The sequence below is a fragment of the Terribacillus sp. FSL K6-0262 genome (assembly GCF_037977385.1).
Taxonomy (GTDB): Bacteria; Bacillota; Bacilli; order Bacillales; family Amphibacillaceae; genus Terribacillus.
Map to the genome: position 1 here is coordinate 1,584,044 of NZ_CP150277.1, position 26,940 is coordinate 1,610,983.

The 26,940-nt window shown below is 47.2% G+C and carries 26 protein-coding genes and 1 tRNA gene; 3 read left to right on the plus strand and 24 right to left on the minus strand.

Annotation, left to right across the window (positions count from 1 at the left end):
- Positions 1 to 26 precede the first annotated feature (26 nt).
- From folK to spoIIE, 11 genes are all read right to left on the minus strand, one after another.
- Positions 27 to 524: a 2-amino-4-hydroxy-6-hydroxymethyldihydropteridine diphosphokinase gene (folK, locus tag MHI54_RS08290; protein WP_340082872.1), complete on the minus strand. Its 498-nt coding sequence runs from the start codon at positions 522 to 524 to the stop codon at positions 27 to 29.
- A complete protein-coding gene (gene folB / locus MHI54_RS08295) occupies positions 521 to 883 on the minus strand; it encodes a dihydroneopterin aldolase (RefSeq protein ID WP_095217254.1) in 363 nt (120 codons plus the stop codon). Before folB ends, folK begins: the two co-directional genes overlap by 4 nt.
- Positions 883 to 1,701 (minus strand): dihydropteroate synthase, encoded by an 819-nt coding sequence (folP, locus tag MHI54_RS08300; protein ID WP_340082873.1) that lies wholly within the window; start codon positions 1,699 to 1,701, stop codon positions 883 to 885. The genes folB and folP overlap by 1 nt, the downstream gene beginning before the upstream one ends.
- 95 nt (positions 1,702 to 1,796) lie before the next feature.
- The gene (gene cysK, locus MHI54_RS08305; protein ID WP_095217258.1) at positions 1,797 to 2,723 is read right to left on the minus strand and encodes a cysteine synthase A; all 927 of its coding nucleotides are present in this window, start codon (positions 2,721 to 2,723) and stop codon (positions 1,797 to 1,799) included.
- An 82-nt stretch (positions 2,724 to 2,805) separates the two neighbouring features.
- A complete protein-coding gene (gene hslO, locus MHI54_RS08310; protein ID WP_095217252.1) occupies positions 2,806 to 3,675 on the minus strand; it encodes an Hsp33 family molecular chaperone HslO in 870 nt (289 codons plus the stop codon).
- A gap of 153 nt (positions 3,676 to 3,828) precedes the next feature.
- Positions 3,829 to 5,877, minus strand: a complete 2,049-nt coding sequence (gene ftsH / locus MHI54_RS08315; RefSeq protein WP_095217251.1) for an ATP-dependent zinc metalloprotease FtsH — start codon at positions 5,875 to 5,877, stop codon at positions 3,829 to 3,831.
- 116 nt (positions 5,878 to 5,993) lie between these two features.
- On the minus strand, positions 5,994 to 6,545 hold the full coding sequence (hpt, locus tag MHI54_RS08320) for a hypoxanthine phosphoribosyltransferase (RefSeq protein WP_095217250.1): 552 nt from the start codon (positions 6,543 to 6,545) through the stop codon (positions 5,994 to 5,996).
- The gene (tilS, locus tag MHI54_RS08325) at positions 6,538 to 7,956 is read right to left on the minus strand and encodes a tRNA lysidine(34) synthetase TilS (protein ID WP_095217249.1); all 1,419 of its coding nucleotides are present in this window, start codon (positions 7,954 to 7,956) and stop codon (positions 6,538 to 6,540) included. The genes hpt and tilS overlap by 8 nt, the downstream gene beginning before the upstream one ends.
- A gap of 63 nt (positions 7,957 to 8,019) precedes the next feature.
- Positions 8,020 to 8,934, minus strand: a complete 915-nt coding sequence (locus MHI54_RS08330; RefSeq protein WP_095217248.1) for a protein kinase — start codon at positions 8,932 to 8,934, stop codon at positions 8,020 to 8,022.
- Entirely contained in the window at positions 8,915 to 9,655 is a 741-nt protein-coding gene (locus MHI54_RS08335; protein ID WP_095217247.1) for a hypothetical protein, read from the minus strand. The genes MHI54_RS08330 and MHI54_RS08335 overlap by 20 nt, the downstream gene beginning before the upstream one ends.
- Before the next feature lie 64 nt (positions 9,656 to 9,719).
- Entirely contained in the window at positions 9,720 to 12,179 is a 2,460-nt protein-coding gene (spoIIE, locus tag MHI54_RS08340) for a stage II sporulation protein E (RefSeq protein WP_340082878.1), read from the minus strand.
- Between the two features lie 390 nt (positions 12,180 to 12,569).
- Between spoIIE and MHI54_RS08345 the strand changes: the two genes are divergently transcribed.
- Positions 12,570 to 13,016 carry a MarR family transcriptional regulator gene (locus tag MHI54_RS08345; RefSeq protein ID WP_158221593.1) on the plus strand — a complete coding sequence of 149 codons (447 nt, stop codon included), beginning with the start codon at positions 12,570 to 12,572 and terminating at the stop codon, positions 13,014 to 13,016.
- Positions 13,013 to 14,515 carry a DHA2 family efflux MFS transporter permease subunit gene (locus tag MHI54_RS08350; RefSeq protein WP_095217244.1) on the plus strand — a complete coding sequence of 501 codons (1,503 nt, stop codon included), beginning with the start codon at positions 13,013 to 13,015 and terminating at the stop codon, positions 14,513 to 14,515. The genes MHI54_RS08345 and MHI54_RS08350 overlap by 4 nt, the downstream gene beginning before the upstream one ends.
- Positions 14,516 to 14,549: 34 nt before the next feature.
- Here the strand turns inward: MHI54_RS08350 and MHI54_RS08355 are convergent, their stop codons facing one another.
- Positions 14,550 to 15,125, minus strand: coding sequence for a histidine phosphatase family protein (locus MHI54_RS08355; RefSeq protein WP_340082934.1), 576 nt, complete (start codon positions 15,123 to 15,125; stop codon positions 14,550 to 14,552).
- A 130-nt stretch (positions 15,126 to 15,255) separates the two neighbouring features.
- On the opposite strand from MHI54_RS08355, the gene MHI54_RS08360 reads away from it, so the two are divergent.
- Positions 15,256 to 15,329: transfer RNA gene (locus tag MHI54_RS08360), tRNA-Met, on the plus strand.
- Between the two features lie 132 nt (positions 15,330 to 15,461).
- Here MHI54_RS08360 and MHI54_RS08365 read toward each other — a convergent pair.
- The 12 genes from MHI54_RS08365 to MHI54_RS08420 form a co-directional block, all read right to left on the minus strand.
- Positions 15,462 to 15,875 (minus strand): S1 domain-containing RNA-binding protein, encoded by a 414-nt coding sequence (locus MHI54_RS08365; protein WP_093728742.1) that lies wholly within the window; start codon positions 15,873 to 15,875, stop codon positions 15,462 to 15,464.
- Between the two features lie 74 nt (positions 15,876 to 15,949).
- Complete coding sequence (locus MHI54_RS08370) at positions 15,950 to 16,330, minus strand: septum formation initiator family protein (protein ID WP_095217166.1); 381 nt, start codon at positions 16,328 to 16,330, stop codon at positions 15,950 to 15,952.
- Between the two features lie 7 nt (positions 16,331 to 16,337).
- On the minus strand, positions 16,338 to 16,937 hold the full coding sequence (gene yabQ / locus MHI54_RS08375; protein ID WP_095217165.1) for a spore cortex biosynthesis protein YabQ: 600 nt from the start codon (positions 16,935 to 16,937) through the stop codon (positions 16,338 to 16,340).
- Positions 16,934 to 17,218 carry a sporulation protein YabP gene (gene yabP / locus MHI54_RS08380; protein ID WP_093728739.1) on the minus strand — a complete coding sequence of 95 codons (285 nt, stop codon included), beginning with the start codon at positions 17,216 to 17,218 and terminating at the stop codon, positions 16,934 to 16,936. Before yabP ends, yabQ begins: the two co-directional genes overlap by 4 nt.
- A 61-nt stretch (positions 17,219 to 17,279) precedes the next feature.
- Positions 17,280 to 17,537, minus strand: coding sequence for an RNA-binding S4 domain-containing protein (locus tag MHI54_RS08385; protein ID WP_095217164.1), 258 nt, complete (start codon positions 17,535 to 17,537; stop codon positions 17,280 to 17,282).
- A 1-nt stretch (position 17,538) separates the two neighbouring features.
- Positions 17,539 to 18,855 (minus strand): MazG family protein, encoded by a 1,317-nt coding sequence (locus MHI54_RS08390; RefSeq protein ID WP_095217163.1) that lies wholly within the window; start codon positions 18,853 to 18,855, stop codon positions 17,539 to 17,541.
- Positions 18,852 to 20,432: a polysaccharide biosynthesis protein gene (locus MHI54_RS08395; protein ID WP_340082882.1), complete on the minus strand. Its 1,581-nt coding sequence runs from the start codon at positions 20,430 to 20,432 to the stop codon at positions 18,852 to 18,854. The genes MHI54_RS08390 and MHI54_RS08395 overlap by 4 nt, the downstream gene beginning before the upstream one ends.
- A gap of 232 nt (positions 20,433 to 20,664) precedes the next feature.
- Positions 20,665 to 21,201 carry a stage V sporulation protein T gene (gene spoVT / locus MHI54_RS08400; RefSeq protein ID WP_095217161.1) on the minus strand — a complete coding sequence of 179 codons (537 nt, stop codon included), beginning with the start codon at positions 21,199 to 21,201 and terminating at the stop codon, positions 20,665 to 20,667.
- A gap of 154 nt (positions 21,202 to 21,355) precedes the next feature.
- Positions 21,356 to 24,886, minus strand: a complete 3,531-nt coding sequence (mfd, locus tag MHI54_RS08405) for a transcription-repair coupling factor (protein WP_340082883.1) — start codon at positions 24,884 to 24,886, stop codon at positions 21,356 to 21,358.
- A 90-nt stretch (positions 24,887 to 24,976) separates the two neighbouring features.
- Complete coding sequence (locus MHI54_RS08410; RefSeq protein WP_158221589.1) at positions 24,977 to 25,204, minus strand: anti-sigma-F factor Fin; 228 nt, start codon at positions 25,202 to 25,204, stop codon at positions 24,977 to 24,979.
- An 87-nt stretch (positions 25,205 to 25,291) separates the two neighbouring features.
- A complete protein-coding gene (gene pth / locus MHI54_RS08415) occupies positions 25,292 to 25,852 on the minus strand; it encodes an aminoacyl-tRNA hydrolase (RefSeq protein ID WP_095217158.1) in 561 nt (186 codons plus the stop codon).
- A 412-nt stretch (positions 25,853 to 26,264) separates the two neighbouring features.
- Entirely contained in the window at positions 26,265 to 26,900 is a 636-nt protein-coding gene (locus MHI54_RS08420) for a 50S ribosomal protein L25/general stress protein Ctc (protein ID WP_095217156.1), read from the minus strand.
- Positions 26,901 to 26,940: the final 40 nt, after the last annotated feature.

Here is a 26,940-nt window from a genome sequence, read left to right on the forward strand (position 1 = left end):
CGTCATTACCTCCTGTAAGTCACTTGCTATATATTCAAAGAACCCCAGACCCGGACGCCTTGTGTGTCTTGTTCAGGCATCATGGCCAGCCAATCCCTTACCTGTCTCCCCTTCGCGACAAGATCGGGTGCTATTTCAGCTAATGGCACCAATACAAAAGCACGCTCATGCATACGCGGGTGGGGAAGGGTGAGTTCCTCAACATTCATATTTTCAGTACTATACAGCAAAATGTCAAGGTCGACAGTCCGCGGTCCCCAGCGGATGGTCCTCTCCCGACCCAGGTCCTGCTCGATTTCTTGACAGACATGAAGCAGCTCCAGAGGCTCCAGGTCCGTTTCCACTTCCACGACCAAGTTCAGGAATCGATCTTGATCTTCATAGCCGACTGGATCGGTTTCATATACCGTCGAAACTTGCTTCAGCCGTATGGCAGGATGATTTTTCAATCTCTGGGCAGCCTGCTCCAGGTATGTCTCTTTCGGGGATATATTTGATCCCAGTGCTATCCACGACTTTTTCATGGACGTTCCCGCCGTATTTCCACCGCTACCGATTCATAATGCCCTGCGATTGGGGGGTCAGGCTTGGTAACCTTGACCGTACACGCCTCCAACAAAGGGAATGCCTCGAATAATTGCTTGGCGATATCTTCTGCAACCGCTTCGATCAGGTTCTTTGCCCGTCCTTCGACAACATCTTTGATGACCTCATATGCCTGTCCGTAGTGAATCGACTGTGTCATATCATCCGATTCACCAGCTGGAGAAAGGTCCAGCTCCAGTACGGCATCCACCATGAAACGCTGCCCAAGCTTATTTTCTTCCGGAAATAGACCATGGTAACCGTAGAATCGCAATTGATTCATATATATTTTATCCATCATTCACTCCCCCTGACTAAAGCGTCCATCATCTTTACAATCCGGGCTGTCCGCTTCACCTCATGCACCCGGACCATATGCACACCCTTTGTAATGCCATATGCTGTGGTCGCAGCTGTGCCCTCATCCCGTTCATCAGCAGGCAGGTCAAGAATCGTCCCGATGAATCTTTTCCTCGATGTTCCAAGGAGTACAGGATAGCCCATTGCGGATATTTTATCCACCTGACGCAGAGCGTCCATATTTTCATCCAAGGACTTCGCAAATCCAATTCCCGGATCCAGCCAAATATCCTCCCGTTTCACTCCTGCCCGCAAGGCAATATCGATACTTTCCTCCAGATCCTTCACCATATCCGGAATTAAATCATCATAGCGAGCTTCCTCCCGATTGTGCATCAAGATGATCGGAACTCCCGTACGCGCAGCAACGCTGGCCATTTCGGAGTCATATTTGGCTCCCCAGATATCATTGATGATGGATGCACCCGCTTCAATTGCCGCTTCCGCCGTTTTTGCCTTATACGTATCTATCGAAATCGGCAGGTCCACCACTTCCCTTATGGCCTGTATTGCCGGCACTACACGCGCAATCTCTTCATCTGCCGATACCGGCTCGAATCCCGGCCGGGTCGACTCGCCGCCGATATCCAGGATATCCGCTCCTTCTGCGGCTAGCTTCTTTGCTTGTTTGACAGCTGCTTCTACAGTTGTATAACTTCCGCCATCCGAAAAAGAATCCGGTGTCACGTTAATGATTCCCATTACGAGTGTATGCTTAGAAAGATCATATTCTTTATTACCTATCCTGCGTTTCATATCACGTCAACCTCTCGTTCAATCTGTCTATTCTAGTGTACACGAATCGTCACATAAAAAAACACCCCCACCTAGCGGCAGGGGTTCCTGTTTTATCAGTCTTCAAATTGGTATAGCGGTGTAGAGAGGTAGCGTTCCCCGTTACTAGGAACGATCGCCAATACCTTCTTGCCTGGTCCAAGTTCTTTGGCAACCTTTTTAGCTGCAAAAATGGCGGCTCCTGTTGAAACGCCCCCAAGCAGTCCTTCTTTGGCAGCGGCTTCTCTCGCAGTCGCATATGCTTCATCATTTTCCACTTGAATGATTTCAGAATAAATATCCGTATCCAGGATTGCCGGAACAAAGCCCGCACCAATTCCTTGGATTTTATGAGGTCCTGGCTTACCGCCGGATAGAACCGGCGAGCTTGCCGGCTCCACGGCCACAATCCGGATATCCTTATTCAATTCCTTCAGTACATTGCCCACACCGGTGATCGTACCGCCTGTTCCGATTCCGGCTACAAATGCATCAAGGTCGCCGCCGAATTCAGCTGCAATCTCTTTGCCTGTAGTGCGGGCATGAATGGCAGGGTTGGCTTCATTATTGAACTGCTGAGGCATGAAATAGCCATTTTTCTTCTGTAATTCTTCTGCCTTCTGAATGGCTCCCTTCATTCCTTCAGCTCCAGGAGTCAATACAAGCTGTGCTCCATAAGCCCGAAGCAGGTTCCGTCTCTCCATGCTCATCGTATCAGGCATGACAAGAATCGCCTTGTACCCTTTGATTGCCGCGACTAGAGCAAGTCCGATACCGGTGTTGCCGCTTGTCGGTTCGATGATTGTGTCACCTGGGTTCAATCTGCCTTTTTCCTCTGCGTCTTCAATCATTGCAAGAGCAATCCTATCCTTAACAGATCCGCCTGGATTCTGGAATTCAAGCTTTACATAAATCTCGGCACTATCCGCGTCTGCTATACGATTGAGCTTCACGATTGGTGTGTTTCCAATCAATTCAGAAATGGATGATGCAATTGCCATGATCATTCCCCCTAATTCCCACTATTTTAATTGGATTTATTTAACTGTAAGCAAAATTTTGCTAAAAGTCAATCTATATGAGTGGTCATTGGAGCAATGCCTTTAAATCCTCTTCGGTGAATGTATATGTCTCATTGCAGAAGTGGCAGCTTGCCTCCGCTCCATGATCTTCGTCGATCATTGCTTGGATCTCTGCGTTTCCAAGACTCTTGATTGCATTCTGGATGCGATCCTTGGAGCATTGGCATGTGAAACTCACCGGCAGACTGTCAAGGAAGCGTATATTCTCTTCTCCGATCAGCTTTTCAAGTATCTGCTCAGGTGTATTCCCTTCTCTGATCAAAGTGGAAATCGGGGCAATGGAATTGATTCGCTCTTCCAATTGCGTGATGATACTGTCATCGGCTCCCGGCATCACTTGAAGAATGAATCCGCCCGCAGCAAGGATGGTATGGTCCGGGTTCACCAGCACACCCGCACCGACTGCAGAAGGCACCTGCTCGGAATTAGCGAAATAATAAGTGAAGTCATCACCGATTTCCCCGGATACAATCGGTACCTGTCCGGTGAACATCTCTTTCAGCCCCAGATCTTTTGCTACGCTCAAGGATCCGACAGTACCAACGGCCCGGGAAACATCCAATTTCCCGACGGAGTTCAGTTCAAAGTCGACATGCGGGTTCGTGATATATCCCCTCACTTCACCTTTTGCATTACTGTCCACGATGATCGGCCCCACCGGTCCGTCACCTTCAACCTTTACGGTCAGCTTGTCTTCCCCTTTCAGCATGGCCCCCATCATCGCGCTGATTGTCAATGTACGTCCCAAGGCTGCTGATGCTGTTGCCCAAGTATCATGACGACGGCGCGCCTCTTCCACTAATTCTGTTGATTGGATAGCGTATGCCCGGATAGCTCCGTTGAATCCTGTTGCTTTAATTAAATAATCACCCATAAGAGCAATGTCACTCCTTTTATATATCAACCGCTTACGGTCTTTTGTCCACAAGGTATTGTTTATCTTATCATAATCCAGCAGGTAAATCCCTTTATATGTTTACTATACCCAAACAGCGAAAAAAGGCCTCCCGATAGGAGACCTTTTCTTTTATGATCTTGGACGATCATCAGAACCGCCGTCTTGACGCGGTTCATCTTCTGGAATACCTGACTGCTCCCGCGGCGCGGAAGTATCCTCATCGATGGCATTGTCATCGGTCGGTGTTGCTTCCTTATCCTCCTGCGGTTGGATCGTGACGGTCACTTCCTCGTCTTCATCCTTTGTCAGGCTAGTTTTTTTATCGGATTTGCTGCGTTCAGCTGCAATCTCTTCCTCGGTTGGAAGGCGTCCTTTATCAAACAGTGTTTGAATCTGGAATGCATCCAATGTTTCGATCTCAAGCAATGTTTGAGCGATAAGCTCCAGCTTCTCTTTGTTTTCGGTAAGGATCTGTTTGGCACGCGCATAACATTGGTTGATGAAGTTTTGCACTTCCTGATCGATTTCATAGGCGATCGCATCACTGTATGTTTGTTCGTTCTGGATATCCCGGCCAAGGAATACATTCCCGCCATTGCTTGTGAACTGCAACGGACCGATCTTATCACTCATACCGTACTCGGTGACCATCTTGCGTGCGATATTGGTCGCACGCTGGAAGTCATTATGCGCTCCGGTACTTACTTCCCCGAAAATGACCTCCTCTGCAACACGTCCGCCAAGCAAACCGGTAATCTTATCAAGCAATTCCGGCTTGGTCATGAAGTAGCGATCTTCCCTCGGCAGCATGACTGCATAACCGCCGGCCTGGCCTCGAGGTACGATGGTTACTTTATGCACCATATCCGCATCGTCGAGCACCATACCGATGACAGTATGTCCGCTCTCATGATAAGCAACGATATTGCGTTCTTTCTTGGAGATGACACGGCTCTTCTTCGCAGGCCCGGCAATGACACGATCAATCGCTTCATCGACATCGGCCATGACGATTTTATTACGGTCGCTTCGCGCTGCCACCAGAGCAGCCTCGTTCAATAGGTTCTCCAAATCCGCTCCGGAGAAACCTGGAGTACGCATCGCGATTGTACGCAGATTGACGGACTCATCAAGCGGTTTGTTGCGGGCATGCACCTTCAATACTGCTTCACGTCCGCCCAGGTCAGGACGGTCGACCGTAATCTGACGGTCGAAACGGCCCGGACGAAGCAACGCTGGGTCAAGAATGTCTGCACGGTTTGTCGCAGCGATGATGATGATACCTTCATTGGCACCGAAACCATCCATCTCGACTAGCAATTGGTTCAATGTCTGCTCACGCTCATCGTGACCGCCGCCAAGACCAGCTCCACGCTGACGGCCAACGGCATCTATCTCATCGATAAAGATGATACAAGGTGAGTTTTTCTTGGCGTTCTCGAACAAATCACGTACACGGGATGCACCGACCCCTACAAACATCTCTACGAAGTCCGAACCACTTATAGAGAAGAACGGCACGCCGGCTTCCCCTGCTACCGCACGGGCAAGCAATGTCTTACCGGTACCTGGAGGTCCGACCAGAAGCACACCTTTCGGAATACGCGCTCCGACAGCGGAGAACTTACGAGGGTCTTTGAGGAAGTCGACAACTTCAACAAGCTCCTGCTTTTCTTCGTCTGCTCCGGCTACATCGCGGAACTTCACTTTCTTCTTCTCTTCGTTGTACATCTTCGCCTTGCTCTTGCCGAAGTTCATCACTCGGTTGCCGCCGCCTTGGGCCTGGCTCATGAAGAACAAGAAGATAAGCACAAGCAGCAAGATAGGGAAGATGGATGTCAGCAGAGTCTGCCAGAAACTAGGCTGCGGCTCTTCGTCTGCATTCAGCTTCACGCCTTGTTCATTTGCAGTATTGATGATATCACTCATCAGCTGTTCATTCTGAGGTATCTCAGTCTGGAACTGCTTGTCATCCTCCGTCTCGCCCCGTATCGTATAGATATTGTTAGTAGGCTGGACGGTCATGCTTTGTATGTCACCACTCTCAAGTGTGGTCCTGAATTTGTTAATGTCATACTGTTCGATTTCATTCGTCTGATTCCTGAATAAGTTGATCACACCGATAATGACTACAAATATAATTATAACCATTAGGGTATTACGGAACACTTTGCTCATTGCCTACCTCCTCCCAAACGAGAAAACTATAGTAAATACTACCATATGCAAAACCTGCTACACAACTAAATACCCTTTACCATATGTAAAAGGAAGCCATTCCATGCCGATACCGTTTATTCGGTCCGGGCGCCGCCATACACTTCGGGTTTCAGCACACCGATATACGGCAAATTGCGATACTTCTCCTGATAATCCAAACCATAGCCGACTACGAATTCATTTGGCACACGGAAACCGACCAAGTCCGCCTGGATCTTCGCCGTACGTCCCGAAGGCTTATCGAGCAGTGTGACAATCTTAATCGATTTTGCTTTCCGGTATTTGAATAAGTCCACCAGATAGCTCAAAGTAAGGCCGCTGTCGATGATATCCTCAATGATCAGAAGATCTCTGCCTTCCACTTTTGTATCCAGATCCTTGACGATCTTCACTTCGCCAGTCGATGACATGCCTCCGGCGTAGCTGGATACATCCATGAAATCCATCTCAAGATGTGTATCCATATGACGGAGCACATCAGACATGAAAGGAAGGGCGCCTTTCAAAACACCGATGGCAAGCGGGAAGGAATCTTTATATTCCTCTGTAAGCTGCTTTCCGATCTCAGCACATTTGGCTTCGATCTCTTCCTTCGTAATCAATATTTTCTCAATCTCATCATGCATTGCTCGGTCCTCCTGTTTGTTCCCCATTTTTCGCTTGGTAGCACAGACGCAGATAGCTGCCTGTTCCTCCTGTTGTTCTGCCTGTTTCCCCTTTTCTTAAACCGATAAGCCATAAAATAGTGCCAGTCGCATCCTCCACAATCGGCCAAACCCGCCGTTCATCAGCAGGAATTTTTTCATCAATGAAAATATCTTTTACTTTTTTGGTCCCTCTCATTCCGCGAAGCTTCATTTTGTCGCCATTTTTCCTTGTGCGCACCCGTAAAGGCAGGGTGACATCGTCAAGGGGCAATACGAAGATATGGGAACTGTTTTCAATTGGGTGAGGGGTAAAAGTAGCCTTTAATAGAGATCCATCAGGTAACGTGACGCATCCGGGAGCGTGTAATGTATAGTGGAATAAGTCTTTCTCCTCAATACGGAAAGAAACCGTCATGCGGCCATAAGACTTTGTCAGTTGTAATCCTGCCGGAAAATCTAGAGAGCTGTTTGCTTTAGAGCTAGCTATCAGTTCAAAAAATTGCGCTTCATGCCGATGATGCAAGTCCACCGGAAGCGCTTGATACAGATACATCAATATTAGATGATACACTCTTCTTTGTAAAGCAATCGGGTATGTAAGAAATCGTTCTATTTCAAAGGCTGCCGTCTGTTTCACGGCATCATATTCCACCACCTCTTTGAACATCTTCGCCGCCTGTCCCTCCAGGTATGCTTCATCCGCTTTAAGCGCTTCACTGAAGCGCTGCGCGTGTTGATGGAAGGCAGGGAACTCCTTTTTTAACGGAGTCAGGACACGATGCCGGAAAAGATTACGTGTATAATCTTCCGTGGCATTTGACGGATCGATGCGATACGGTATATCATGCTGTTCACAATATTGTTGGATTTCCGATTTGCTGCACGACAGCATCGGCCGGATGATTTCTCCGCCGGCAAATGGTCTCCGGACGTCCATTCCGCTGACAGCTGCAGGATTGGAGCCGCGCGCCAGACGCATCAGAATTGTTTCCGCCTGATCATCTCCATGGTGGGCGAGGAACAAAGCGTCTGCCTCGAAATGCGTCATACGCTCCTCGAAATAGCGATAGCGCATCTCCCTGGCTGCCACTTGGGTACTCTTTTGATGTGTTTCCTTCCAGGCTGGAACATCCACTGTTACAGATTCTGATCTAATCCCCCATTTTTCGCAAATGGATTCCACGAATTCAGCATCCAGCTTGGATTCTTCTCCGCGCAGACCATGATCTACACTCAGCGCAATGATATGCCACCCCCTCTGCTTCTCCTGTTCCTTCAGGAAATGGAGCAGTGCCATCGAATCCGGTCCGCCGGATACGCCGACCAGGATAGTGGCGCCTTCCTTCCATAAACCATGCCTGTCCATAAAAGCTGTCACAGTCTGTTTCATTTACCTTCATCCTTATTGTAGTTGCTGCTTTTATCGTACCACTGATATGGCAAGACAAAAAGCTTATTGCAGCATATACAGCAAATAGCAAACGATAGCATAGACACTTAGTGCAATGCTTTCTCCCAGACCTGTCTTGCTTCGGCCGTTTTTTCTCATTCTGGAAGGCACAGATACCGGGGCAGGCGACTTCTGTCTCATCAGGAGTTTCATTAAATCTTGCTTCATTCCGGTGCTGTCAGTGTATTTGCCCATCACTGCTTTTTCCAGAATGGGCCGCAGCTTCCCAGCTGAGCCAAGAACCTTCTTAAGCGTGATTTTTGGTGTTTCACCCTTTGCAAACCTTCCGCCATTCAAAATTTCCAGCGCTGTCATGGCAAGCGCGAACAAGTCATACGCCGGTTCTGCTTTCCTGCTCCCCATCCCCCAGAAACCGCGGTCATAAAACTCGGTATATTCCTTGATTGCGCGACCTAGCTGTGTCGTCCCCCCGACGTCCACCCATCGGAGACGTACAGGATTTTCACTGACGACCAGATTATCGAGCTTCAAATCACCGAAAATCCATCCTGTCCGATGGAGATGACTCAGATCCTCCAGCAGTCCCAGCATCAATACCGGCAGCCATTCTGGTCCCTTTGCCTTGATGTACGCATCAAGCCTGCTCCCTTGGATATATTCCATGACATAAAAGGTATAGAGCTGACCGCTCGGGCTGACATAATCATCGGTATCAAACAAACAAGGCCCGAGGAAATATCCCTGGACCTTTTTCAGCGATTGCAGCACCTTGACTTCCATCATCATGGAGGTACGCTTATCACTGATTTTCAAGGCGGCATGTTTGCCATTTCTTTCTGTCAGATACACCGAACCGATTGCCCCGCTTCCAAGTTTTCGAATCAACGGATACTCTCCATGATGCCACTTACCGGACAAACGGATGCCAGTGCGTATATCAGCTGCCGAATTCTTCATATTCGGTCATCCCATCATTTTCCGGGCGCTTATGGAGCGACTGACGGCTGAATTCATGTATCGCCTCCCTGAGCGCAGGTCCGGTCGGTGTCACGCCCCCTGTTGCAAGCTTTGGAAATACAGATGACACGTTTTCCAGCCGTTCGGTCCATTCCATCACTTTGACGGCAGCCTCCCTTTTCCCCGGGAAACCAAATATGGCGAACTTGTTATTGCCAAGTCGTGCATTCATGCTGATTGACAAATCGATCAGCGCTTCCTTCACCACCGGGAGCTTATGATGCATACTGGCGCTCGTATCGACAAGGATAAGCACTTCCAGATTAGCCGTCTCACTTATTTCCTCGACCACCTCCAGCACGTCCCCCCTTTTTTCCGGCGGCAGGTCGTCCAAGGTATTGCCTGGACCCAGGATCTGTTTCAGCTCTTTATTGACGACTCCCTCGATCGTCTGGGTCATTGCCTGTTTTGTCACCATCTGGATCGTCTCTGTCAGGGCTTGCTTATAGATCAGCTGGCTGACACCGCCTCCTGCTTTTGCGATATTCTCCACCTCTCCAAGGCTGACTGAGTGTTCGGTATTCCCCTCCTCCAAAATACCGATGACATTTACCGTAATATGTTGAGCATAAGCCAAAGCAGCGACTGCAGCCGGGTCTTCCCCGCGATTTGAGCATCCATCTGTGATCAGCAGGATTTGTTTCATCGTACTCGGTTTCATCGTTATCCCTCTTCTCCATTCGTTATCTCCATCTTCGACGGGAAAAGAGGATTATATACGTTCCTTACGCCTCCTTCACTTTGTTTTTATAAGTAGGGATGGACGCCCATTCAGGCATATTCCGATCTATGGCAGCCACCATTACTGTCATGTCATCCTCTATCTCTCCTTCTCTATGGCGGACAACCTCCTCCAGGAGCAAATCCGCCATTTCCTGAGGCACGGTTGTTTTCATTTCCTTGATTTTCCGTTTCAGCCACATATCCGTATTCTCCACATGACGCGGTGCTTCAAAGATGCCGTCACTCATCATGACCAGCAAATCCCCCGGCAGCAGCTGCTCTTTGACGACATCCACCTCCAGATCCTGCACGATGCCGATCGGCAGGTTGCCAGACTCTATTTTAATGACCTGATCACCTCGCTTAATGAAGCTCGGTGTCGATCCGATTTTAAGGAATTGGACAGCTGCGTCATGCAAATCGATGACTGCCAGATCCAATGTAGCGAATATCTCCTCATTGGAGCGGAGCGAGAGGATCGAATTGATTGATTTGATTGCGACTTCTTCCCTGATTCCCGACTGCAGGATCTGCTGCAGCAGCCGCAGCGTCTCGGTGCTCTCCTCATGGGCCCGATCTCCATTTCCCATTCCATCACTGATTGCAATCGCGTACTTGCCCGCCCCTAGTTCGATCGTGGAAAAACTATCCCCCGAAACGAACCCCCCACCTTTTGCCGCATGCGCAACTCCCGTATCCACAACGAATTTCTTGATGGAAGCAAACGCCAGGAAGCAGGATTTATCCGGAAACGGCGCTATCTCTTCCTTCGTCACGACGACAGTCTCCCCCAGAATGTCGGATAAAATAGGACCGATCAGCTTCTGCCCCTCGCCATGATATCCCTGTATGGATACATGCATTTCAATATCAATACTCCCTTTCGTCAGGGAGAACACATCCAGCTTATCCACGACTAAGCCAGCCGCTCGTAAAGCAGCCATTATCTCCACTTCCTGCTGTTCATGATTCTCCTTCTCCTTGACGATTTCTTTTGCGAAATCGCCCATCACCTCGGATACACCATTCAGCTGATCGGCGACAAAGCGGCGACTTTCCTGTACTTGCCGTCGCAGCATCTGATTCGCTTGGTAGAAACTCAGCTCATGCTTCATCGTTTCCATCACCTTCTTCGATTTGACACAGTGGGACTCCAAGTTCCGTTCCAAAAGCTTATTCGGCGGCCCGCCATCCTCCATGTCTTCCTTCAGGCTCTCCATTAACTGGTATGTGCGGTCAAACTGCTGCGCTCCCCAGCACCGGTCCTTTTTGAAGCACAGCTGACATGTCTGCTCGGTTACATTCCCAAGCAGGAAATCGGTTTCCCTATTCCGCACATCCTCTGCAGCCCGCTCTGGCGTGGCGAAGCTTTTTGCCAATGCATCGAATACATTGGAGAACTGCTGGACTCGATTAGCCGTCACATCCCGTACTTTCTGTAAATATTGCTCTTGCTCCTGGCTGTGTTCAGCAGTACCGGGAACAAACCGGGACATGCGTCTAATCCAGCTTTCCGGAGTCAAAACAAGCAGGAAGATACTCATGACGGAAGCAAGCAAGGAAGGATACACTTCCTGCACCCCTTGCTCCTGTCCGTACAGCCCGATAAGCAAAGTACCAATGATGAGACCTATGCTCACCCCGATTTTCTTCCCATCCTTCAATAAGCCGCCAAGCAACCCGGCAAATGCCAGCAAACTCATCTCATAGAGACTGGCTACATTGGCAAGACTGAGAATCAAGCCGGCGACCACGCCGACAGTAGAACCCATTGCCGCTCCGCCGATCAATGCCAGCAGCAGGACAAAATAGCGGGAGAATATTTGCTCGACCCCTGCACCTTGTACTTGCCATCCAATCGTGCCAGTCAGGACCGAGGCCAGCAGAATGATCAAGCAGACAATTTCTTCATTCTTTAATGCCGGATAATATCTTTTAACGGATAAGAGCGGAATGCTTTGCATAAAGATGATAAAGAGAACAGAACCAAGGATGCCCTCGACACCTATCATCATCCAATCGAAGCTGGACAGCGTATTTTCATAAGAGAATACCAGCATCCTCGGAAGTGAGCATGCCAGGAATACGAGCACGGCCATCACCCGGATTTGATGCGGAATCCTCTTACAAAGCATTGCCAGGAAATAAAGGACGAATGCAGCACCAGCTATATACAGGCCATGTGTCCACTGATAGGTACAAGCACCGGCAATTGTAGCAAGTGTGATCGGCATCATCCTTTTTCTTCTTGTCAGCCAAATGGATGCCAGAAATGCCGCAGCAAATGGTGAAACGGTGGTCAGTACCACTGCCCGTCCAAGTAAGAAGCCTACTAGTGCCAAAAGCCATGCCTTTTCGATCAATAGAAGTTTTGCCAGTCCGAACCCCTTCTTCTTCCAATTCTCAAAACGCTTTTGCTCCACTCCATAGAAACCCCATTTCTTTCTTGATACCGTCTCCATTTCATTGAACACTCCTGTCCTCATATTTACCGAGGCTATGTGTACATACCATGGCATACCCCGGGACAAACTCTTATTTGAATAAAGTCATTTAAACACATCAAGCCTTCACAATTTGTCAAAAGAACCGAGCGAGACCTAAAAACTTTTCGACTTAATCCCATACCTTTTCACCGGCTTCAACACAGCTTGGACAGAAAAACTCTTTTGCATCAGTTATCCTTGTCGTAATAAGCTCTTGTTCCGTACGTCTTGTCAGAAAACTTTTATTTTTCAACGGAAGCGTTTTCCGCGAGATTTCTATATTGCATTTTAAAATAAGAAGAGTAGAATAGTTCCTACTGAAACAGTTCGCATGCGAACTATTTTTTTGTTGAGGGGATGACAACTTTGACTGATGAGGAAAAAATCAGCCAAGTCGTCCAATCATTTCGCTGTTTGAACCAAGCTTTTCACAAGCAATTCTGGCACAATGCCGATCAATTAGGAGTGACGGTCGTTCAGCTGCACATCCTAAAAGTATTGGCGAACGAGCCCGGAACTGGCTTGAACGATCTTGCGCATAAAGTGAATGCGAGCAAGAGCACAGTAAGCGAAACGGTTGAAAGGCTTGTACAAGCTGAATTGGTAAAACGGGAGCGCTCGACACATGACCGGCGGGCCATCGTACTGTCACTGACTTCAAAGGGACTGGAGCAGAAAAAGACGGCATACCGAACCTATTTGCAAAGATTGGAGAGCATTTCAGACTTCAGCACGGAGGAAATCGAGACATTATTGTCTCTTCACGACCGTTTGCTAAATAAAATTACTACTCAAGGAGATGAAGCAACATGAAAGATCGTTCTGCATATGTAGATCCGCAGACGCTAAAAAGAGGGCCGATCGTCGCCATCTTGGTTCTAGGTGCATTCGTGGCCATTCTGAACCAAACGCTGATGAATATCGCACTGCCGAAAATGATGGTGGATTTGGATATACAAGAAAACTCAGCGCAATGGCTGACAACAGCATTCATGCTGGTCAATGGTATCCTGATTCCGATCACCGCCTTCTTTATGGAAAGATTCACAACTCGTAAGCTATTCATCACCGCTATGAGCTTGTTCGCAATTGGAACACTCATTTGCGGAGTCGGACCTGAATTCACAACAATCCTGATCGGTCGTATCGTACAAGCAGCAGGTGCAGGTATCATGATGCCATTATTGTTCAATACTGTATTGAGCTTGTACCCAATCGAAAAACGAGGCAGTGCAATGGGTGTCATCGGACTTGCGATGATGTTCGCGCCGGCAATCGGACCTACACTATCCGGTTTTGTCGTAGAGCATGCATCTTGGAGATGGTTATTCTTCATCATCCTGCCAATCGCTATCATTGATGTCATCTTGGCAATCTTTGTTTTGCGCAATGTAACCAAAACACAGAAATCATCAGTCGATGTTCTGTCTGTAATCCTTTCTACCGTAGGATTCGGCGGCTTGTTATACGGCTTCAGTGTCGCAGGGGATAAAGGCTGGGGTTCCGCGCCGGTAGTCTCCACACTAATTGTAGGTGGAATTGCCTTGCTGATTTTCATCATCCGTCAGCTGACAATCAAAAAACCGATGCTCGAGTTCCGTGTATTCAAATATTGGATGTTTTCCCTATCGACTACAATCAACGTCGTCATCACGATGGCAATGTTCGCAGCGATGCTATTGATTCCGATTTTCACACAGAATATGCTTGGTTACTCACCGCTTAAATCAGGTCTATTACTATTGCCTGGTGCACTGGTATCAGCCATTATGTCACCTATCACAGGTAAGCTATTCGACAAGATCGGTGCTCGTCCGCTTGCATTGATCGGTCTATTGATCACTACGATCACAACTTACTTCCTAAGTACGTTGTCCATTGATACGACTTACACATATATGATGACTGTTTATACCTTCCGTATGGTCGGTGTATCCATGGTTATGATGCCAATCATGACAGCTGGATTGAATCAGCTGCCGAAACGCTATTATGCGCACGGAACAGCGATGGCAAATACACTTCGCCAAATGGCGGGTGCGATTGGTACCGCTCTGCTTGTCACAGTGTTCTCCACTCAATCCAAAGAACATGTAACTGACATGATCACGTCCGGTACACCGCAGCAGCAAGCAACATTGCTTGGTTCCATCGAGGGTATCAATGATGCCTTCTGGATTGCAACGATCATCGCAGCAGTCGGATTCCTGCTTTCCTTCTTCTTAAGAAAGGTACGTCCTGCAGACGAAATCGAACAGGAACAATCGACAGCTACAACAACACCAATCGGAAAAACTTCCGAAACACATTAATAAAAAACCTGCATCCGTTACGGATGCAGGTTTTTTATATATTCGCTAAATGATCGGAAAGGTTGTAATTATGTACTTTCCATTTTTCTTCGATGAACTGGATATTGCTGATGCAAGCATTCACGAGACGCGTATTCTCAAGATCGTATTCTCCATCCGAGATGGTAGATAGAATCGCAGCGATAACTGCTCCATGTGCAACTAACAGCACCTTTTTATCCCCATACTTCTCATTCACTTCCTGCAACGCCTTCATTACCCGCTCAACCAGATCATCCCATGACTCCATACCTGGAAAATCAAAGCTAGGATATTTAGCTTCCCGTTCTTCCCTGGTAAGACCTTCCGCCTCGCCGAATCCCCTTTCGACAAAACCTTCCATTTCTACAAGCGGCAGCTGCAGGGCTTCATTGATAATATCAGCTGTCTTCCTTGCCCGCTTCATCGGACTTGCAATGATCATGTCAAATTCACTATCTGCCAGATAATCACGAGTAGCCTGCGCCTGTCTGATCCCTCTTTCATTCAGCGGTATATCAGTACTGCCTTGAATTCTTCCAAGCTTGTTCCAATCCGTTTCGCCATGCCTGACAAGACAAATCATCCTGATCCCCTCCCCTAAGTCTATATCCTTACTATAACGTAATCTTCCTGCCAAACGTTATAAAAAATTTATTGTTGACATATCGTACAGGCTGTTATATTATATTACTTGTGCTTTGAAAGAATTAATTTCATATGGCGGTGTAGCTCAGCTGGCTAGAGCGTACGGTTCATACCCGTGAGGTCGGGGGTTCGATCCCCTCCGCCGCTATCTTTAACAAGGAATGCAGATTGCATTCCTTGTTTTTTTATATGCAAAAAAATCGGATGCTTTTCGCATCCGATTCCATGTTTTATATCTGAAGATTTGCATTTTTATCAAATCCCAATATAGACAGCAAGTTTAACCTTTTTTAGCGCCTCTGCCACCGCGTTTTGATTCTGTGTGTTTCTTAAGGGACGCAAGACGGTCCTCTGAATCCTTCAGGAAGCGATTCATCTTGGCTTCGAATGATTCCGTGCGATCGCGATGACCACCGCCATGTCCGGATCCCCTATTGTTATTACGGCGTGCTGGTGGCGGATTATCTTTTGCTTTCTTGATGGAAAGCCCAATCTTTCCGTCCTTTTCATTAATGACCTTGACTGTGATCATATCACCGACAGACAAATGCTCATTAATGTCTTTTACGTAATTATCGGCAACTTCACTAATATGCACTAGTCCTGTAGATCCGCCTGGCAGTTCTACGAATGCACCGAAATTAGTGATTCCTGTTACCTTACCCTGATACTTGCTGCCTACTTCAATTGACATAAAAAAAATGCTCCTCCTTAAAGTTTGAAAGAAATATACTACTTATATATTATATAAAAGCTTGGAAAAGGGTGTCAATAAGAGGGCTCTTCTTCGGTGATCTTAAAAATGGTCTCACCGTCTTTTGAATAGAAGTAATTGGTTCTGGCGATTTCCAATACATAACTTTTGTCATTCAAAAGCTCGATTTCCTCTTTGAGATCCTTTTCTTTATCTTGCAAGCTTGCCAACTCTTCCTGCTTCTCTTTGTATTCCGTCTGCTTCTGGGCATAAACACCGCGCTGATGAATATGATATCCAGTCATCAAACCCAGCAGAACAACTGCAAAAGCGGCGAACAAGATCAAACGCCGAAAGAGTCTTTTTTGTTTTTTCCGCTGCCGTTCCGTATATGCATCGTATTGTCTTGTGTAGCTGGACTCCATCTTCGTTACGTTCCGTTTCTTTCTTGCCACGCCAGTTTTACCTCCTTGTCCTGCGCAGTGAATCGTAAAACTTTCTTGCTATATTCTTCATTCTACTATAGATACCTGCTAATTTGGAGTAATTTTTTCGATACCTTTCAGGTGTCAGCCTCCACACTAGCCGACCAATGAGACGTATTGGGTAAAAGAGGATGACCAGCACCAATCGGATCAATTTCCATAAGAGCGCAAGGACTCCCCCTGCCAGCAGCAGCAGTCCTTGGATTGCCAGTCGGATCGGTGTCAGGATGAGCACCTGTAAAATCCTCTTCGTTATGATCATCGTTTTTCGGATGATACGGATAAGCAATTCCAGCACACGCCGATAGCTTGTCTGAAATAAGGCCCTGTATCCTGCAAAACCACATAATAATGCCAAAAGAATATAAAAACGCATTTCCCCCTGGTTCACCTGAAACAGCAGGAAAAACAACAGCAAAGCCTGCAGCAGCCAGAAGCTGCACTCCATGACATAACGCATGACGACCCGCTTTTTCCAGTGCCGTTCAAAGCGGCGGAATGTATCCATGGCTGCACCAAGATAGACTCCGCCTGCAATCATCGACACTATAGTGAGGAACTGGACCGTCAGCGTCATTTGAAGAGCTTGCTAAAGAGTCCTTTAGCCTTCTCCCCATGATGCTCATCCAAATAGGACAGCTCCTGGATTTTGCCCTTGATCGATACCTTACCCTCCTGCAAATCGAGATTCTTCATATGCAGGTTGCTCCCGCGAATGATCATATAACCCATTTCCGTCTGGAGCAGGAATTCTTCGCTATCGAAGCTGTCCACTTCCTTTACGCCGCTGATCTCGAGCGATTTCCGACTGAACATTTTTATATCATGATCCGCTTGGACTTTCCGGGTTTGATCCATCGTTACCGCCTCCCTTTATCCCTAACAATCTATGAGGACAGGGACAAGGTTAGAACGATTTTTATTGTACAGGTTCTTCCTTTTTCACTTTATACAATGTTGCAGCATCTTCCTTCTTGACAGCTTCCTTCAGCTGCTGCACCTCGATCGTCAGCAGTTTCTGTCCGAAGCGAATCGCCATCTCATCTCCAACGGCTACATTCGTGGATGCTTTTGCCTGGATACCATTGATGGTGATTCGGCCTTGATCGGCCACTTCTTTAGCCAGTGTCCGCCGTTTGATCAATCGCGACACTTTTAGGAACTTATCTAAGCGCATGTCATTCACTTCCCTTATCCGTACTTTTATTACCCTCCATTGCCTGATGCAAAGCAATTTCTGGATTTATTTTATAATAGCCTGCATAAGAGGCAATAGCAAACAGAAGCTCTCCGATGACCTTTTCATCCAGCGCCGCTTCTGATGCCCTCCTGCTGAATTCGGACAGCAATTGTGCCAAATTGGAAGGGGATTCCGCTTGCTTGCCAAGCTCTGCCGCTTTCATCAGCTCCGGCTGCAGTGATTTGTTTTCTTGCTTCTGGGGTTGACCTGCTTTTTCTTCCTGCTTAATGGCTTCCCAGCTCGTTTGCAATTCTTGTTCTGTTTCCAAGACCGCCTCGCCGAAAACATGCGGATGGCGGCGAATCATCTTCTCTGTAACGCTTCTGATTACATCATCGATGGTGAAATAACCATCATCTTCACCGATTTGACTGTGCAGCATGACTTGAAGCAATACATCCCCCAGCTCCTCGATGAGATTCTCATCATCTTCCTTATTGATGGCATCAATAAGTTCATAAGCTTCTTCAATTACATATCTCCGCAATGATTCATGCGTTTGCTTCTGATCCCAAGGGCAGCCCCCTGGCCCGCGCAGCGTCCGGATCACCTCGCGCAATCTGTAAAACTTGTGATTCAGCTCCAGCGACACTGCCGGCGGCACATAAACACTCATCAAATTACTGAATTCCACACTTCTATCCAAGTCTTCAAGCATGACGGTCTTCATGCTCTCATTCGCGCTGCCCACAGCATCGACGATGGTAACTGGATACTCCGGCGGCAGATCCTCCAGTAATTCCAATTTCACTTCCGATGCTACCATTTGATCGTATACTTGGCAGAAGATGAGATGCTGTCTGTACTCCAGCTCATCACGCCGGAAGGATGTAGCGTCGACAAACTGAAAGCCATCGATCGGATCGATCCTTAGGGCAGAGAATAAATCATCAAGAAAACTTTGCCCCCCAATGATTTTCACATCGACTTCCTGTTGGGAAAGCAGCAGCTGAACAGTCATTTCCGCGAGCATCGGATGTCCAGGAACTGCATATATCAATGAACCTTCTTCAGCTTGACGGAACAAGCTGTTAGCAATTTCTTCATAAACCGACTGAAAATCGGGATGATTTTCGTAGATTTCGTCATAGGAATGGAATTCCACCCCTTCTTCTTGCAGCGTCTGTACAACCGGATGATCCATTGTCCTGACAAAGATGGGTTTCCCGTGACCTTTCAATTTCTTATAGATTCCTAGTGATAACTGGTTAATATCTCCGCCACCCAGTCCTACCACTTCAATGGTATGCTTCATTCCTTATTTCTCCCTTCCAATCGCAATAATCGGCTGCTGAATGGCAATGACATCAACTCCGCCCGGCTGAATGCTCCTGTCCGTATCAAAGTAAATCCATACAGTGCAGCACCGACGATGACAGCAAACAATACATATATCAATAACAAAATTCGTGTTTTCACGTGAAACAATTCGACAGCAGCTAAATATAATAACCCTACAGCGACAGACATGGACAACAATCCGACAATCAGACTCTTCCACGGAAGCTGGAACAACTTAATTTCTGGCAGATAACGCTTAAGCAAGTACAAGTTGCCTGCCAGTATGCAAGCTACCGTTATGACAGTCGCCAACGAAGCACCCATGATGCCGTAAATTGGCACCAGCCATTCATTCATCAACCATTTAAGAAGGAAGCCTGCTGCGATAATGGCTGCTGTCTGCTTCCATTTCCCTAATGTCTCCAGCATCGAGGCTGTTGTCAACGTCAAGGAACACACAAAGATTGTCAGCATGAATACTTGTAAAGAATATGTACCGATATCCGTTTTAAATAATAATTCGTTAACAAGCGGAAACAGACTGATCAATCCAGCAGTAGCTGCAATGGACAGCAGAAAACTAAGCTTCCACCCGCTCTGAAGCAGTTTGATGACAGCCTTCTTATCACCAAGCAGCTGATCCTTCGTAATGGATGGCACAAAGGACATTGCCAGGGAAGAGCCAACGACGATGCCCAACTGGACAAGCGGCTGGCCGCGGTCATATATCCCTTTCCATTCACGTGCCTCATCCAAATCCAAACCATGTTCCAGTAAGCCCGATACAAGTGTGAAAGCATCGGCAAACTGCAAAAGCAGTAATAGCATATAGTTTAGACAAATAAAGAAGCCATATACGAGAATCGTTTTTATGATATACATCCACGGAAGGCGCTGCTCCACTGTCGATATGATCGGCTGCTTCTTCATATAAAAGCAAAGGACTGCGATACCGAAGCAAGCCCCTGCCAATGATGCCAGTGCTGCTTCGGCTCCAATATCATACAAATCGCCCTCTGAACGTACAAGAAGGAAGGTGATGCCGAGAATCAAACCAACCCTGACCATCTGCTCCGCCACTTGCGAAACGGCTGTCGGGGTCATATTTTGCTTTCCTTGATAGACGCCCCGCAGGATCGAAGTAAAGGGAACAGCCAAAAAAATGAATGCCGCTGCCTTAAGCGGCTTCTCCAAAGCAGCATCACCCATCAATCCAGCTATTTGCGGAGCAGCTGCATACAGCACGACAAATGTGATCACTGCCAAACCAAGCAGGAATGTCCCTATCGGCAAATAAAAAGAACGCCATGACGGGGAAACATTCCGGTAACGTTCGGCAACCAGCCGGGACACTGCTGCAGGAATGCCGTATAATGCCAAGCTCGCTGCAATCCCAAGGAATGGATACACCTGCTGATAAATATAAAATCCCTTATCTCCTACTATATTTTGAAATGGGACCCGATAGCCCGCACTTAATATCTTACTGATCAAACCAGCGACTGCCAGCACAAAAGCACCATGAAACAGCCGCTTCATTCCTAATCCCATCCGATGATTCCTCCAACCTTTACCTATTGGGATTATACCATGAGACCCATATCATATCTTGCTTCAACTGCGTGCAAGAATCGATACGACTGGAAGCTTTCAGGGATGTATGCTGGAAATACGAGGTGAGCAGCCGTTAGCATTCTCCTCGATCATAAGCTCCCCTCCTCTTAACTTTCAGCTTAGCATAAAAAGAATCCCGCAACATGATCGTTGCGGGATTCCTTTTTCACTATTCCATTTGTCTCGCAAGGAAATTGGCAGCTGTTTCCGCCGCTTTTTCCTCGACTTTGCCAAGCTCGCCATCGTTACGGCTGACAATGACGACACAGCCGATCGGGTCTCCGCTGGCGATGATCGGGCTGACCACATATGCTTGCACTTCATCGTCCTTATCTTCCACAAGCTCTACATTACCCGCTTGATTAACCGTAGCGGTTGCTCTGTCCTGCATTGCTTTTTCCACAATAGAACCGATACCTTTATTCATGTATTCCTTCTTCGACTCACCTGCAACTGCAATGTATTCATCACGGTCACAAATCAGGACGCCATGATCAATCGACGTAAATAATGCTTCTGCATATTCTTTTGCGAAGTCGCCCAACTCACTGATCGGGGAGTATTTCTTCAAAATGACCTCACCATCACGGTCAACAAAGATCTCCAGCGGATCCCCCTCTCGAATGCGCAGTGTCCGGCGTATTTCCTTCGGGATGACAACACGTCCCAAGTCATCGATCCTACGTACGATTCCTGTAGCCTTCATCTTCCATTGCCTCTCTTTCTGTATCATAAGCTGCTCTGGGGTATTTTCTACTTATTATGAAGAAAAGAAGAATTCACCAGTTGTGCTGTTAGTATGATACACATCGGCATTCCTATACATTTTTTGCCGATTTTTTAGGGCAAAAGCGAAAGAATCAGCTGGCACGTTTCAGCTCGCGTATTGCTTGAATGAACTCTTCTGCGATTTCATATCGACGTTCATACGATTGCCGGTCCCAATTGAAGACGATTTTCAATTTCTTATCCTCGGTACCAAGCTGCACCATGCGGCCGTATTGATTAGCGAATTCAAACAATTTACTGCCATCGACATGCTGACTCATCTCGGGATCGATCAGTATCTCCATGCGCTGTTTTTTCTTTTTCTCGCTGATGGATTCGATTTTCTCCCGTTTTGCATACATCTTCAAGGAAGTCACATGGAAGAGGTTGGCCACTTCCTCAGGGTAGTCGCCGAATCGATCAATCAGCTCTTCTCGTAAATCATGGATTTCCTCTTGCGATGTGCAGCTCTGGAAGCGTTTATACATATCAATTTTCTGTTTTTCATCCTTGATATAAGATTCTGGAATATAGGCATTGATATCCAAATCCAGCTCCACTTCGAACGGTTTGATTTCCTCTGCAGGTTTCCCTGCCTTACGTGCTTCCACTGCCTCGGTGAGCATTTGGGAATACATATCGAAACCGACAGAATCGATAAAGCCATGCTGTTGGGACCCCAATAAATTACCTGCACCCCGGATGGATAAATCACGCATGGCGATTTTGAATCCGGATCCCAATTCCGTGAACTCTTTAATGGCCTGCAAACGTTTTTCTGCCACCTCTGTCAGAACCTTATCCTGCTGATAAGTGAAATACGCATATGCCACTCGATTGGAGCGTCCCACACGGCCGCGCAGCTGATACAGCTGGCTGAGCCCCATCCTGTCTGCATTGTCGACGATCAAGGTGTTCACATTGGGAATATCCACCCCTGTCTCGATGATTGTCGTACTGACAAGGACATCATACTCTCCTTCAAGAAAGGCAAGCATGACGCTTTCCAGCTCTGATTCATTCATTTGGCCATGTGCGAAGGCCACTCTCGCATCATCGACCAGCGCTGCGATTTCCTGAGCTTTCCGTTCGATATTTTCCACCTTATTATAAAGGAAGAATACCTGACCATCCCTGGCCATTTCCCTTTCGATCGCCTCCCGGATGAAGACCGGATTGTACTCCATGACATATGTCTGGATCGGGAATCTGTTTTCAGGAGGCGTCTCGATGACGGAAAGATCACGGACACCAAGCATGGACATATGCAATGTACGAGGAATAGGTGTTGCCGTCAACGTCAGCACATCCACATTTGTCTTCAGCTGTTTCAGCTTCTCTTTATGTTTTACACCGAATCGCTGTTCCTCATCGACGACCAATAAACCAAGGTCCTTATAGACGATATCCTTGGAAAGCAAGCGGTGTGTGCCAATGACTATATCGATGACACCGCTCTTCAAACCGGCGATGACTTCATTTTGCTGCTTACGTGTCCGGAAACGGCTCATCAGGCCTACATTGATCGCATAATCCTGGAAGCGCTCCAAAATCGTTTCGTAATGCTGCTGCGCCAAAATAGTCGTCGGCACCAAGATTGCTACTTGCTTTCCATCCGCAATTGCCTTGAAAGCTGCGCGGATAGCCACTTCTGTCTTGCCATAGCCGACGTCTCCGCAAAGCAGCCTATCCATTGGCCGTTCCCGTTCCATATCCTTCTTGATTTCATCAATGGTACGGAGCTGATCTTCCGTTTCCTGATAAGGAAATGCCGCCTCGAATTCCCGCTGCATTTCACCGTCTTCCGAGAAGGCGTATCCCTTGGAGGCTTCCCTTTCGGCATACAGCTTGATCAATTCATCCGCAATATCCTCCACAGATGATTGTACCCGGCTTTTGACCTTCTTCCATTCTGTCCCGCCGAGCTTGTACAGTTTCGGCTCTTTTCCTTCTGAACCGACATATTTTTGTACAAGATCAATCTGATCGATCGGTACAAATAGCTTATCATCGCCGGAATAGCGGATTAACATGAAATCCTTATGCACATCCTGCACCTGCAAGGTCTCGATGCCGACATAGCGACCAATCCCGTGGTTGGCATGAACGACATAATCCCCTACAGAAAGCTCCTGATAACTCTTGATCCGCTCTGCATTCGATATTTTCTGCTTACGCTTCGGTCTTGCAGTACGCTTCTTGAACAGTTCGTTTTCTGTCAGGACCGCCAGCTTATGGAATGGCAATTCAAAACCGCTGCTGATATTTCCGATCATGATGGTCGGGGTGCCCACTGGAAGGGAGATATGTTCTGTAATGGCCGCTTCCATATCATAATCAGCCAGAACAGCCTGGATTTTCTCTGCACGCTGCTGGTTAGGAGCCATTAAAATAGTAGAATAATTGCTTTTTTCCCAACGCTCCAGCTCATTCTTCAGCAAATGCATTTGTCCATGGAATTGCTGCATCGCCCTGCATGTCACATTTACGATATTTTGCGGATGTGTATTCGGTATATGACGCAGGAAAACACTTAAGTATAAACGCGCCTGCTTCATCCTCTGCAGTACTTCATGCCAGTCAAATGACAGTTTCAGCTGTCTGACGGTTTGATGTGCTTCCAGCAGGCTCTGATGCCATTCCGCTTCCTCTTCATCAAGCCGATTGGCGGTTTCTTGTATCCGGCTCATTTCATCCAGGATGATATAGCCATCCTGGCCAAGATAATCTAATAGACTAGCTGGTTCATCATAAAAATAGCCGGCATACTTGGCCATACCCTGAAAACGTTCCTGCTGGCGCAGTCGCTCCAGATCCTGGCTGACAGCTTCAAGCACCTGCTGCTTATGCTCATCTGCCTGCAGCTTGCCTATGGTTTCTCCCAATGCCTTCTCCAGCCGATCAGCTGCCCTGGCAATATCTTCACTATCGACGAGTAATTCTGTGGCAGGACCTATTTCAACAGCATCCCTTTTTTCCAAGGACCGCTGTGTATCAGAATCAAAATAGCGGATTGAATCTACTTCCGTATCGAATAATTCAATCCGTATCGGATTGGATTCCGTCAACGAATAGATATCCAATATCCCGCCGCGCAAGCTGTATTCCCCGGGGGATTCCACCATGTCGGCACGTTCATATCCCATATCGACCAGCGCCCGCAAATAGCGGTCCAAATCAATTTCCTCTCCAACACGAAAAGCCAGCTGATAGCTTTCCCATTTAGCTGGTTGTGGAAGTATTCGTTTTAATGCTGCAGCCGGAGCCACCAGGATGCCATTCTCGCTTTGCATCCAATTACGCAATGCATCCAAGCGCTGGCTGCGAAGCTCTGGACTGGAGATGGCAATTTCGGATGCCAGTAATTCATTCACAGGATAGAGGTACACATTCGAATGCGCACTCAGTTCCAATATATCTTCATAAAGTGTCTGCGCCTGTGTCAGCTGGTGTGTCACCAGAATGACCTTTCGACGTATTGCATCTTGCAAGACTGTCGCTAGGACTCCCCTTGCCGATCCAGACAACCCTGTCAAAAGCTGTTCGTTCATCCCTGACTTTATCCCATTGATGACAGATTGTATATCATCCTGGGTGGAGATGAATTGCTTGATCTCTTGCATAATGCCTCCTTCTGCTAGTGCATGTCATAAGCAAAAAACGCCTTGGTTGACGCACCAAAGCTTTTTATGACAACATTATTTAGCTTTACGTTATTGCATGAAATGATCCAGCTCGTGATAATGCGGATATTGCTGCAGAGCATTTTCACAATCCTCACATGCTACCTGACAGACAATATGACCAGAATCGATCTGCACCATTTCCTGATAGTCCGCTGCGGATAACCGATCCCATCCGAGCGCTTTGATATCAACCTTATACTCATCCAGTTCTGCCAGCTTGGTTTTGCAATGCCGACATCGATATATAATTGCCATGATCACGCCTCCGGGACTTGAATTTGACTCTGTCAAAGTCTGCCCGAAAGCGCTAAAATTCATACACATCTGGTTGCAGTCTATGAATCAGCGATTAAAATCATTCATGACATGCAGGAAAGGTTCCTTCAGCCAGGTTTCACAAGCATCTGCCGCCTTCTTTACACTATCGACGATATCCGGCAGCTCTTCCTGATGGAAACGCTGGAGAACATAGTCCACCACAGGCTGCTGATTGACCGGACGGCCGATCCCTAGACGAATACGCTTGAATTCCTTCGTGCCAAGATGGGCAATCAAGGACCGAATGCCATTATGCCCGCCATGACCGCCTTTTTCCCGCAGCCGAACTTTCCCTGCCGGCAAATCAAGATCGTCATAAATGACAACCAGATCCTCCAGCTCTACATTATAATAATCCATCAGCGGTCGGACTGCTTCTCCCGAAAGATTCATAAATGTCGTAGGCTTGACCAAAATCACCTTTTCCCCATTTATCAAACCAGTCGCATACACACTATTGAACTTTTTATTGGATAATGGCAAATCGTGCCGATGCACCAATTCATCAATCGCGATGAACCCTATATTATGCCGAGTCTGATCATATTTCTGACCTGGATTCCCAAGTCCGACAATCATTTTCATAGTCATTAACGCCCTTTACTCATAGTCCATTCCCAAAAATCATACCCCAACCCAAGACAAAAAATCAAGAAATCCGAAAAAAACGAAAAGCGGAAGAAACCGGTTAGAAACGGAGGAATGGGTGAGGAATCCCGGAATGAGGTGCATTTCCTCATGCAGGGATTCATTGCCTATATCGCCAAAAAGAAATTCCTGCCCCGACTCTATATCCTTCTCCGACAGAAAAGGGAATTCCTCCCTGCCTGCAAAAAAAGCACATCAAGGATGCTTACTTTCCCATCCTTGACATGCTTTGCCTGGTGTTTGTATAGGATACCCTAACACAGCAAGGGATAGTCCTTCATTCTGGATTCTTCATATAAAATTTACATAAAGAAAAAGCTGCACCTTTGTTAGGTGCAGCTCATTTAAATCATTCTTCTTTATCGTTCTTGGATCCTTCTTCGATTGCCTCCACATCATCCGCATCGCCAGTAGTGGTGTCATCTGTTTCTATTTCCGCGGTTGGTGCGGTAACAGTAGCGATTGTTGTATCGGCATCCGTCAGGATTTCATACGCACCGTCCGTTGGCAAATCGCCGACGCTGATGCTGTCACCGACTCCTAGCTTGGAAACATCGACCGTGATTTGATCTGGGATATCATTTGGCTTGGCACTGATTTCCAAATCGTATAATGGCTGCTGAAGAACGCCGCCTTCTTTGGAACCCGGTGCTTCCCCTTCAAGCTGGATCGGCACTTCCACATTACGCGCCTCTGACATGTTGACTACATAGAAGTCCGCATGCACAAGACCGCCTTTCAAAGGGTCGGTTTGATAATCATGCAGCATGACATCCACTGCGTCGCCTTTGATATCCAGTGAAATGATTGCGTTTTTCCCTTCATCACGTACAGTTTTCAGTAAGTCGATACTATCCACTGCGACACTGACAGGTTCTTTGCCATTGCCATACACGACTGCCGGGATGATACCTTCTTCGCGCAATTCTTTAATATAAGATTTCGTATGGTTAACTCGTTTGTCTGCTTTAAGTTTTACTGCCATCGTAATCACCCTCCATAGTTTTACGGATCTACAGGTAATG

Excerpts from the sequence above, each read along its gene's own strand:
- folK (WP_340082872.1), bottom strand. The coding sequence starts at position 524 with ATGAAAAAGTCGTGGATAGCACTGGGATCAAATATATCCCCGAAAGAG.
- folB (WP_095217254.1), bottom strand. The coding sequence starts at position 883 with ATGGATAAAATATATATGAATCAATTGCGATTCTACGGTTACCATGGT.
- folP (WP_340082873.1), bottom strand. The coding sequence starts at position 1,701 with ATGAAACGCAGGATAGGTAATAAAGAATATGATCTTTCTAAGCATACA.
- hslO (WP_095217252.1), bottom strand. The coding sequence starts at position 3,675 with ATGGGTGATTATTTAATTAAAGCAACAGGATTCAACGGAGCTATCCGG.
- ftsH (WP_095217251.1), bottom strand. The coding sequence starts at position 5,877 with ATGAGCAAAGTGTTCCGTAATACCCTAATGGTTATAATTATATTTGTA.
- hpt (WP_095217250.1), bottom strand. The coding sequence starts at position 6,545 with ATGCATGATGAGATTGAGAAAATATTGATTACGAAGGAAGAGATCGAA.
- tilS (WP_095217249.1), bottom strand. The coding sequence starts at position 7,956 with ATGAAACAGACTGTGACAGCTTTTATGGACAGGCATGGTTTATGGAAG.
- MHI54_RS08330 (WP_095217248.1), bottom strand. The coding sequence starts at position 8,934 with ATGAAGAATTCGGCAGCTGATATACGCACTGGCATCCGTTTGTCCGGT.
- MHI54_RS08335 (WP_095217247.1), bottom strand. The coding sequence starts at position 9,655 with ATGAAACCGAGTACGATGAAACAAATCCTGCTGATCACAGATGGATGC.
- spoIIE (WP_340082878.1), bottom strand. The coding sequence starts at position 12,179 with ATGGAGACGGTATCAAGAAAGAAATGGGGTTTCTATGGAGTGGAGCAA.
- MHI54_RS08350 (WP_095217244.1), top strand. The coding sequence starts at position 13,013 with ATGAAAGATCGTTCTGCATATGTAGATCCGCAGACGCTAAAAAGAGGG.
- MHI54_RS08365 (WP_093728742.1), bottom strand. The coding sequence starts at position 15,875 with ATGTCAATTGAAGTAGGCAGCAAGTATCAGGGTAAGGTAACAGGAATC.
- yabQ (WP_095217165.1), bottom strand. The coding sequence starts at position 16,937 with ATGACGCTGACGGTCCAGTTCCTCACTATAGTGTCGATGATTGCAGGC.
- yabP (WP_093728739.1), bottom strand. The coding sequence starts at position 17,218 with ATGGATCAAACCCGGAAAGTCCAAGCGGATCATGATATAAAAATGTTC.
- MHI54_RS08385 (WP_095217164.1), bottom strand. The coding sequence starts at position 17,537 with ATGCGCTTAGATAAGTTCCTAAAAGTGTCGCGATTGATCAAACGGCGG.
- MHI54_RS08390 (WP_095217163.1), bottom strand. The coding sequence starts at position 18,855 with ATGAAGCATACCATTGAAGTGGTAGGACTGGGTGGCGGAGATATTAAC.
- MHI54_RS08395 (WP_340082882.1), bottom strand. The coding sequence starts at position 20,432 with ATGGGATTAGGAATGAAGCGGCTGTTTCATGGTGCTTTTGTGCTGGCA.
- spoVT (WP_095217161.1), bottom strand. The coding sequence starts at position 21,201 with ATGAAGGCTACAGGAATCGTACGTAGGATCGATGACTTGGGACGTGTT.
- mfd (WP_340082883.1), bottom strand. The coding sequence starts at position 24,886 with ATGCAAGAGATCAAGCAATTCATCTCCACCCAGGATGATATACAATCT.
- MHI54_RS08410 (WP_158221589.1), bottom strand. The coding sequence starts at position 25,204 with ATGGCAATTATATATCGATGTCGGCATTGCAAAACCAAGCTGGCAGAA.
- pth (WP_095217158.1), bottom strand. The coding sequence starts at position 25,852 with ATGAAAATGATTGTCGGACTTGGGAATCCAGGTCAGAAATATGATCAG.
- MHI54_RS08420 (WP_095217156.1), bottom strand. The coding sequence starts at position 26,900 with ATGGCAGTAAAACTTAAAGCAGACAAACGAGTTAACCATACGAAATCT.